The sequence below is a fragment of the Streptomyces sp. NPDC050264 genome (genome assembly GCF_040655895.1).
Taxonomy (GTDB): Bacteria; Actinomycetota; Actinomycetes; order Streptomycetales; family Streptomycetaceae; genus Streptomyces.
Map to the genome: position 1 here is coordinate 21,491 of NZ_JBFAKV010000046.1, position 6,581 is coordinate 28,071.

General features: G+C 64.9%; 8 protein-coding genes. All 8 read right to left on the bottom strand.

The genetic code is table 11. From position 1 onward, the window contains the following. Positions 1–73 precede the first annotated feature (73 nt). Positions 74–1,789, bottom strand: a complete 1,716-nt coding sequence (locus tag AB0J02_RS41795) for an RNase A-like domain-containing protein (RefSeq protein ID WP_363199149.1) — start codon at positions 1,787–1,789, stop codon at positions 74–76. Further along, complete coding sequence (locus AB0J02_RS41800) at positions 1,789–2,097, bottom strand: WXG100 family type VII secretion target (protein ID WP_363199150.1); 309 nt, start codon at positions 2,095–2,097, stop codon at positions 1,789–1,791. The genes AB0J02_RS41795 and AB0J02_RS41800 overlap by 1 nt, the downstream gene beginning before the upstream one ends. Before the next feature lie 45 nt (positions 2,098–2,142). Further along, the gene (locus tag AB0J02_RS41805; protein WP_363199151.1) at positions 2,143–2,553 is read right to left on the bottom strand and encodes a WXG100 family type VII secretion target; all 411 of its coding nucleotides are present in this window, start codon (positions 2,551–2,553) and stop codon (positions 2,143–2,145) included. 103 nt (positions 2,554–2,656) lie between these two features. Further along, entirely contained in the window at positions 2,657–3,841 is a 1,185-nt protein-coding gene (locus AB0J02_RS41810) for a hypothetical protein (protein WP_363199152.1), read from the bottom strand. Further along, positions 3,838–4,464 carry a DUF4365 domain-containing protein gene (locus tag AB0J02_RS41815; RefSeq protein WP_363199153.1) on the bottom strand — a complete coding sequence of 209 codons (627 nt, stop codon included), beginning with the start codon at positions 4,462–4,464 and terminating at the stop codon, positions 3,838–3,840. The genes AB0J02_RS41810 and AB0J02_RS41815 overlap by 4 nt, the downstream gene beginning before the upstream one ends. 612 nt (positions 4,465–5,076) lie before the next feature. Further along, positions 5,077–5,439, bottom strand: coding sequence for a hypothetical protein (locus AB0J02_RS41820; protein WP_363199154.1), 363 nt, complete (start codon positions 5,437–5,439; stop codon positions 5,077–5,079). Positions 5,440–5,514: 75 nt separating this feature from the next. Further along, positions 5,515–6,087, bottom strand: a complete 573-nt coding sequence (locus AB0J02_RS41825) for a transposase (RefSeq protein WP_363199155.1) — start codon at positions 6,085–6,087, stop codon at positions 5,515–5,517. Continuing rightward, positions 6,084–6,542: a winged helix-turn-helix domain-containing protein gene (locus AB0J02_RS41830; RefSeq protein WP_363199156.1), complete on the bottom strand. Its 459-nt coding sequence runs from the start codon at positions 6,540–6,542 to the stop codon at positions 6,084–6,086. Before AB0J02_RS41830 ends, AB0J02_RS41825 begins: the two co-directional genes overlap by 4 nt. Positions 6,543–6,581 lie beyond the last annotated feature (39 nt).

The following is a 6,581-nucleotide window of genomic DNA, read 5'->3' on the forward strand; positions in this document are numbered from 1 at the left end:
CGCGTGCGGATTGATGGCTGCTCCTGGGTCGTTCGGTTGCTCTGTCTCCGCGGAAGGTCCGCGCGGCCGTCCGTCATTCCGGCATCGACGTCAGTACCGCGAAGGGCGGGTCGAGCGACGGGTCGTACTTGAGGATGGTCCGCACTCCCTTGACAGGAATGGCCTGAGCCTCAAGTCCCTTGTTCTTGAATCCCTCACCGTTCACGGCATTGGGCTGCTTCGTCACGCTGCGGCCACTGTATTCGCCGTTCGGCGCGTCTGCCGTGAGAGGCAGCTTGGGATCACGGTTCGGGTCGTCGAGCCAGTTCTTGATGGCAGGACTGTTCTTGTCGATGTTGTACTGCGTCAGTTCCTGAGCGCGTTCCGCAGTGGGGAAGGTTGAGGCAGCGCCGATCGACGGCTTTCCGTGCGGCCACGCGGCGGTGGGCGGATTTCCCTGGTCCCGCAGGCGCTGGGCAAGCTGCTCGTCCGTCTTTCCCACGTGCTTGTCCAAGGTATGGCCGCCGCCGAGCCATTCGTTGTTGGCCAGATCCAGTTTGTAGACACCGTTCTGGGTGTCCCCGCTTTTCGTCCACTGCTGTTCGTGCTTGAAATCATTGAGAGCTCGTGTCCCGAATGCCTCGGCTCGCGCCTCCTCCGCGGCGTAGGTGGGGGCGCTGAGGTAGGCCTCGTCGAGGGCGTCATCGAGCGCATTCAGCTTTGGGGTCAGCGCGTTCACCCGTCGGTTGTACGCCTCAACGACCGCGTTGAGCGCGGCGGTGTCGATATTGAGAGTTATCTCGGCTCCGAGCTCAGCACCGCCCGTGACCACCCCCTTGAGAAACCGGCCGACGCCTTTCGCACCCTCTTTGAGGTCCTTGAGATCGACACCGTCGCTCAGGTCTATGTCGCCGACCGCCTGCTTCACGGCTTCGAAGTAGATCTTCCAGACTTTGTGGTTGAGGTCGACCGCGGCCTCGGCGAATTCGCGCAGAAGGTCACTGATCTTCATCGCAGAGTCGAACAGAACCGTCATCACCGGATGGGTCGCCGTCTGGCTGGCTGAGGAATCGTGCTTCCACTCGTAGCCGACCCGCGACTTGCCCCAGGCTGTCGTCCCCCACAGCGAGCTGCAAAACTTCCGCATAGCGTCGTACCACTCGCTGTTGCTCTGCAGCGTGACGCTGTCGACAAGACCGGTCAGCCCGCTCTCGGTCATGGACAGCGTCATGGTCATGTTCGACCAGTCCTGCGAGAGCGAGTTGAGGTAGTGCTGCTGCGGGAACGGATAGACGTCGGCAACCTTGCCCCAGCGGAGGGCATGCTCCAGGAGCGGACGGATGATGTGCCACACCACGTCCGGTATCCACTCCAGGATCGAGCGGATGAAGTCGTCACCGCCGTCGTCGTCCCCCCACTTGAGGTCAGGAACCGACTCGTACCTGGGTGGTTTGTCAATGACAACGGGCGGCGGCTGGGTCTGCGGCTGCGTCTGGCCTGAAGCGTCGTTGGCGGCCTCTGCCTTGGAGTAGTTGTTGGCCGTCGTGGCGAATCCGACCGCCGCGCCTCCGATACTGGCCACGGATTTGGCCCATACGTCGAGGAAGCGGTTGCCCGCCTTGACGTACGCCGTGGCGAAACCTTGAGCAGCGGCTCCGTAGCCTCCCGCGTCCGGGTACTCCTTCAACGCGGTGATCAGGTCCTTGGCCGCCTTGTCGAAGGGCGTCTGCTGACCGGCGAACCCGCCGGCCACCTGATGCAGGTTGGAGGGCTTGACGTCGATGGTGCCGCCCTGAGCAGGGGTTCCCATCAGGCACCGCCCCAGCCGCGCAGTACCGCCCGATGGGCGGCCGCGTAATTGACATGGCCGGTGGTGACCACCTCGTGCAGCCATTTCTGGGATGCCTGGAGGTCCTTCGCAGACCGGTCCCATTCGTCGAGCTTGTCGATGAATGCCTCACGGGCCTCGCCGCTCCAGGAGAGGACTATCGGTTCCACTCGCTCGTAAAGGTCATCGAGCCTCACGTTGAGTTGTTTGAGAATTTCCTCCAACTCGCCGGACAGGTGCTGGAGCGTGGCAAGGCGCGCGGTTATGTGGTCGTCGTCAATGGCAGGCATGGGTCCCCGTTGGTCATGAGCCTTATAACACGGTGCCGCTCAGTGCTACATCCCGTCGAAGCTGCTCTGTGGTCGGGCGGGTCCGTCGTCGCCCTCGGAGTTCGAGGTGGACAGCCGGTCAACCTCACCGGCGACGTCCACCTTGATCTGGCGCATCTGCTGGAGCACGTCCAACTCACGCTCGGTGAAACCGTCCCTGCTCATCCGCACAGCCGATTCGATCAGCTTCATCACCTCACGGATACGGACCGCATCCTCAGCCGCGGCCCGGTGGAAGTCTCGGTACGCGGTAGCCGCGGGGCCTTTCCAGCCTGCCTCGATGGTGTCAACTATGCCGTCCATCCGTTGCACTTGTTTGGTGAGGTGCTCCTGCATCCCGTCGAGGTCTTTGGCTAGCTTCGTGAGGTCCTCGTCCTTGGCCCGCAGGTCCTTGGGGTTCCCAGCGTGTCCGCCCATAGCGCAGCGATCCCTCCTCTCGCGCACTCTGTGGCCTGTTGCGCAGTTTCGATATTCGTACTGATGAGCCTAGAGGGAGTAATGATTCCACAGCCGAACACCCTCATTCTGGTCGGACCACGAAAGCGGTGACGTCCGACATCCGCAAACCTGCGCCCCGCCCCTCGGTGTCACCCGTTACTGCGATTTCCTGCCCGTTCCGCCAGGCCCGGGTCGCCGCGTCAACGTCCTCCGGTCGCAGGCTCACGCGCACACGACGCGACCTACCGACGTCCTCATGGAGGAACGATCCATAAATCGTCGCTTCCCGATAGTCCCTTCCATCCGTGTGCAGCTTGATGACAAAGCCGTGCAGTACAGCGCCGACCTCCCGCCCAAGTCGCTCTCTCAGATCTTTTGCGCCGGCTTCCAACGCCTCTACATGTCGCGGAGCGATGGTGACCGGCGGCGACGCCTGCTCCATCGGCACCTCGGCCGACCAGGCGAACGACAGAGAGAACGCGCGCCGCTGCTCGCCCGCGATCCGCACCATCGCCTCACAGAGGTTTGCGGACAGGCCCGCTCCACCGTACGAAGCAAAGTCCGTCAAGGAGCCGCGTCGCAACGTCTCGTCGGCTGCGGTCCGTGCGCACGTGACGCCGGCGAACAATGTCCGGGACACCTGGCGGGTGAAAGGCTCCACAGGCCTCGAACCCCCTGCCGAGAAAGAGTCAGCGTCGAACAATGTGACCTGCCTGACGATGTCCTGCCGGCTGAGAGCACGCAACGGGGTATGCGCCGCTACGACATAACTGCCGACCCGTGTCTGGTCGAGTCGCACGGAAGCCACGTGTTCCTTCACCTCACGAGGCTTCTGCCCAGGCTGCACCGACTGCGGTTCGATCGCAGAGGACCCGGCAGCCGTGTGCAGTTCCTTGAGACCGGTCAGTGCCGAGACCAGGTCCAACAGCGGTGCGGTGCCCGACGGTCCGGGCGGCATGAGTCGCAGGAACTGCCAGTCCACCGGCGGCAGCCTCATCTCCCGCAGGATGTTGCTGGGACTACGCGCCTCCGCTGCAGCGAGCGTTTCCAAGATATCGGCGATCCGACCCGCATAATCACGGCAGCGCCGCAGCGGCACCAACACCTCGTACGGTGGGCCAGATTGCTCATCCGGAGCCCGTTCCCACAGCTCGCCGCCCGACATATCCCGTTCTGCGCGCCAACCAGCGCCGCTTAAGTAGCGGCGGACAGCTTCCGGTGCGAGCGCCATGGCATCCTCGAACTCGGCGTCCGTGATCAGCGTCATGACACTCCCGCCAGGGCCCGATAGTTCTCCGAGAACAGACCGTGCAAGGAGCCGACGGTCAACAAGTTGGCACGCGGCACGTGTACCCGGCGATAGCCCGAGGGCCTGCCGTCCGGCTTCTGATCGTGCAGACATACCCAATAGGCGGCATTACGCAGCAGAAGTCGCTCCGGAGCCGCGTGGGACCACGAAATCGCGTCGCCCGGAGCCACGACCAGGAACCGGGGCACGTCATAGCCTTCGCCAGCAAGTTGGTCGTAGTTCTTGACCTTCAGGTCATATGCGATGTGACTGTCATGGAGATCCGGCGATGACGTGCACTTCACCTGTGCCTCGATGACCGGAAATCGACGTGTCCCGGGACGCCCGGGGTAACCGAGCTGCCAGTCCACACCCACCCGGTCGCGGTCACGCTGGCTCGCATCGAGGTTGGCCGCCGCGGCCAGCATGTGGATGAACTGCTCGCCAAAATTGCCTCGGTGACCGTTGTCCCCGAACCCGGTCGAGTGCTCCCCCCAGGCCGGCAGCGGCTCCGGATGCCCCGGCGGAACACCGCAGCGGCTCACGCCGTGGTCGCCCTGCGGCGCCTGCTGAGGAATTCCCCCGGTCGTGCTGTCCGCCATCCGTCCCCGCACATCTGCTCGCCGACGCGCTCGGGTCCCCTTAGCGGCCGTACGCATCGCGCGTCCCCTTAGGGAACGCAGAGTAACGAGCGTCACATCCGCTGCCAATGACTCTGATCATAATCTGGCCGGATCTGATCGGACCCGGCAGCCGTGCCGATCGTTGGCAAAAGGCCGTTCGCAGAGCGAAGTCCCTGCCGCTTGTCAGCGGCCGCGCCTAATCTGTGGCCGTGACCCAGGAATCGATCGCCTTCCCCGCGGCGTGCCGGCCTCACTGGTCCGCAACCTCAAACCGGACTACAACGCCAACCGCGGAGCTCAGTACCTGGACCGTCGTGGCGAGGTGCTCAGCCATGCCGTCCGCTCCCTGGAACTTCGAGCCCGCGATGTCACTGCGAACCGCCACTTGGTGGACGAGGTACGTGCCCGCTTGGATGCGCGCCTCGACTACTGGGAGCAGAAACGCCGAGCACCCGGGGCAGTCCTCGGATATCGCGCGGCACGGCGCCAGGGCGATGTCGCGCCGCTGCTACTGAACTTGAACTCGTGATGTCGGTCAGCTTGTGGTGGCGTCGGCAGGGTCCGAGCGCGCCGGATGTTGCTGGCTCGTGTTCAGGACGGTGGCTGTAGCCAGCGCCGCGCGGCGGCGAGGTTCACCTCGACGTCGTCGCTCCAAGAGCAGACCTCCAGCCATGAGAGGTAGCCGCCTTGCGCGAAGACAAGGACCTCGCCAGGGGACTCGCCGGTTTCGGTGAATAGCTGTACGTCGGCAGCCACGACGGTGCCGGGGCCCGTTGGCGCGGGCTCCACCGCGTCGGTGTCGAGTTCGAAGTAGGCAGTGCCGCATCCGCACTTACAACGGGATTGCACCCTGAGTTGGGGCACCTGCCGCCGGAGGGCGACGTGAACGGGCTCGTCCGGGTTCAGGACGAGGTCAAGCACGTCGGCTACGTCCTCGGGCAGGCTGTCAATCATGTCGCCACCGTAGCTGACCAGCAGCTTTGGACTTCGGCGCATTTCGGGGCCGGCGACCGGAGACAGTCGAGACGCTCACATGTCCAGGAACAGGCCGGTGCCGGCCAGACAGCCGTCGATGACCTCCGGTCGGTACTGCAGCATCTTGAGCTTGCGCTTCACCGCGCGGGTGATCTGGGTCAGGTCGGCGGCGGCGAGATTGCCGATGTCACGCTTGACCAGCGACCAGACGCCCTCCTGCGGGTTCAGGTCCGGTGCGTATGTCGGCAACTGGAAGACAGTGAGCCAGGCGGTGTTGGCGTCGAAGAACTCCCGCAGCCGTGCGACCAGGTGCATGCGCAGGTTGTCCCACACCAGGACGATCGGGCCGCCGAGCTGGGTGTGAGCGCGGACGATCAGGTCGCGGTAGTCCTGCCAGCCGAAGCCCTTCGGTTCGTCCTTGCGTCCCCGGTACTCGCGGATCGCGTAGATCAGCCGGGACCGCTCGCCGGGCTTGTAGCAGGTCATGCCCGCCATGGAGACCCGGCCCGATCCCCGTCCTCGCACGCGGACGACCGGGGTGCAGCCCTGGCGGCCCCAGGTTCTGGCGCGCGGAGGTGTCATCGACTGGCCGGCTTCGTCCTCGAAGACCACCCAGGCGTTGTTCACCGCCGCGGTGCTCTTACCCGCGGCCAGACCTCCCGCTTCCACAGCTCCACCGAGTGGTCGTCGCGTTCGATCGCGCGCCGGGTTGGTTGCTGCCAGGACCAGCCGTGCCGCCGCAGAAGCCGCCAGGTGCCCTCGACGGTGTAGGAGACGTGGAACAGGCGGCCGATCATCGTCTTCACTCGGGCCAGCGTCCATCGCTGGTCGGCCCACCCGTGGGCCAGCGGGCCACGCTCCAACTCCCGCTCCAGCCGCGCTATCTGCATGTCCGACAGCCGGGGCCGGCCAGGCGATCCCTTCGAAGCCACCCCGGCTAAGCCCTCCTCGCGCCACTGGCGCCGCCAGCGCTCCACCGACCGCTCCGAGACCCGCAACGAGGCAGCGATCTTCCGGTTCTTCTCGCCAGCCTCGAAGCCAGTCACGGCTTGGAGCCGGACCTGCTGGAGCCTCCCCCTGATTGGTGGACACGCTGATACTGGATCTGCTTGATCCGGAGG

Coding starts and splice junctions, on each gene's coding strand:
- AB0J02_RS41795 (WP_363199149.1), bottom strand. CDS start 1,789: ATGGGAACCCCTGCTCAGGGCGGCACCATCGACGTCAAGCCCTCCAAC.
- AB0J02_RS41800 (WP_363199150.1), bottom strand. CDS start 2,097: ATGCCTGCCATTGACGACGACCACATAACCGCGCGCCTTGCCACGCTC.
- AB0J02_RS41805 (WP_363199151.1), bottom strand. CDS start 2,553: ATGGGCGGACACGCTGGGAACCCCAAGGACCTGCGGGCCAAGGACGAG.
- AB0J02_RS41810 (WP_363199152.1), bottom strand. CDS start 3,841: ATGACGCTGATCACGGACGCCGAGTTCGAGGATGCCATGGCGCTCGCA.
- AB0J02_RS41815 (WP_363199153.1), bottom strand. CDS start 4,464: ATGGCGGACAGCACGACCGGGGGAATTCCTCAGCAGGCGCCGCAGGGC.
- AB0J02_RS41820 (WP_363199154.1), bottom strand. CDS start 5,439: ATGATTGACAGCCTGCCCGAGGACGTAGCCGACGTGCTTGACCTCGTC.